Genomic DNA, 1,434 nt, shown 5'->3' with positions numbered 1-1,434 from the left:
TGAACTGCACCCCAATTGTTAGACACATATCTAACAATTGGAGGTGCAGTTTTTATATGTCTAAATTTAACATAGAGGAAAAAATAGAAGCAATTATACGTTATCAACAAGGATTCGAGGGGGTAAAAACCATTGCGAAATCCATAGGAGTAGATCATACTGTCTTATTAAATTGGATTAAACAATATGAGTATCATGGTGAAAGTGCCTTTAAAAAACCCTATACATCCTACACACCAGAGTTTAAACTAGACGTACTAAATTATATAAAAGAGACAGGGACTTCTATAAGGGAAACGGCTGCAATTTTTAACATCGCAACACATAGTACCATTCAAAAATGGCTAAAAAGTTTCGAATTACATGGAATAGATGCCCTAAAACTAACACAAAAGGGGCGTCCATCGATGAAAAAAGAAACAAAGAAACCTAAGTCAGTCGAAGAGTCTGAAGCATTACGAACTGAAAATGAGCGTTTACGTATGGAGAATGCTTATTTAAAAAAGTTACAAGCCTTAATTCAAGAAAAGGAAAAATCACAGAAGAAAACAAAGCGCAAATAATATATGAATTAAGGCATGAATTTAAAGTAATTGATCTAGTAAAGGTCGCTGGAATTGCGCGTAGTACGTATTACTATTGGGTAAAACAAATGGATCGTCCAGATAAGTATAAAGAAACTAAAGAGTTGATTCAGGGGATTTTTGATGAACATCAAGGACGATATGGATATCGCCGCATTACATTGGAATTACGTAATCGGGGATTAAAAATAAATCATAAGACAGTCAGACGTTTGATGAATAAAATTGGATTAAAATGTCTCGTGCGCATGAAAAAATATCAATCTTACCGCGGAAATATTGGTAAAGTTGCCCCTAATATTTTAGAGCGTGATTTTAAAGCAACAAAGCCAAATGAGAAGTTGGTAACAGATGTGACAGAATTCCACATTCATGGAGAGAAGTTATATTTATCCCCCATTTTAGATTTATACAACGGGGAAATCATCGCTTATAACATAGAAAAACGTCCTGTTTATCGTCTCGTTTCGGGAATGCTGGAAAAAGCTTTTAACAGACTAAATGAGGGAGACACCCCTATTTTGCATTCCGACCAAGGTTGGCATTATCGGATGAAGAATTATCAAAACGCCTTAAAAGAAAAGGGGATCATACAGAGCATGTCCCGAAAAGGGAATTGCCTAGATAACGCAGTCATGGAGAATTTCTTTGGCTTATTAAAGTCTGAATTACTGTACTTAAAAGAATTTGATAGTATGGAGCATTTCAAACTAGAATTAGAGAATTATATATATTACTATAACCACAAACGGATTAAGGCAAAATTAAAAGGCATGAGTCCGGTTCAGTACCGAAAACATGCCCAAGTAGCAGCCTGAATTTCTATGTCTAACTTTTTGGGTTCAGTTCA

General features: G+C 35.1%; 1 protein-coding gene. It reads left to right on the top strand.

The genetic code is table 11. The annotated features are described in order from the left end of the window. Positions 1 to 56 precede the first annotated feature (56 nt). A protein-coding gene (locus AC4GZ8_RS26330) for an IS3 family transposase (RefSeq protein ID WP_491084837.1) occupies positions 57 to 1,402 on the top strand; the annotation gives its coding sequence in 2 pieces (ribosomal slippage) (positions 57 to 513 and positions 513 to 1,402; 1,347 coding nt in all). The last annotated feature ends 32 nt before the right edge of the window (positions 1,403 to 1,434 follow it).

The sequence above is a fragment of the Metabacillus sp. RB-C-LZQ-3-1 genome (assembly GCF_058315175.1).
Note: the sequence above shows the minus strand (reverse complement) of the source record. Positions and strands in the feature narration are given on the sequence as shown.